General features: G+C 69.3%; 1 pseudogene. It reads right to left on the reverse strand.

Features of this window, described 5'->3' with window-relative positions:
• Positions 1 to 365: pseudogene (locus tag EN786_RS38130) on the reverse strand (peptidase M15); the annotation flags it as partial.

Consider the following 365-nt stretch of genomic DNA (forward strand, 5'->3'; position numbering starts at 1 on the left):
CCGAATCGTCGGCGCTGTCATCCGCGACCTGCGGGACGTTGGCGCGCTTGGCATCCTTCGGCGAAACGATCGCGATGCCTGGAAGGTTGCTGTTGCGGGCCGTGGCGGCGCTGGCGACCTGGACCTGCGTCACGGCCTTCTGCTGCGGCGCCGGAGCGCTTTCATCGGCGTCGTCGTCGGCCTCGTCGGCCCCGCCGCCACGGAACCAGGCAAACAGGCCGCCGGACCGCTTGGTCGAGCCGCCGGCACTGGCGAGCTCGATATTGGGCGTGCCGGCCCCCTTGCGCGCCTGATAAGCGGCCAGAGCCTGCTCATAGCCCGGCAGCAGGCGGCCGTAGCACGGCACATTCAGCGTATTGCAATTG

The sequence above is a fragment of the Mesorhizobium sp. M4B.F.Ca.ET.143.01.1.1 genome (genome assembly GCF_004792275.1).
Taxonomy (GTDB): domain Bacteria; phylum Pseudomonadota; class Alphaproteobacteria; order Rhizobiales; family Rhizobiaceae; genus Mesorhizobium; species Mesorhizobium abyssinicae.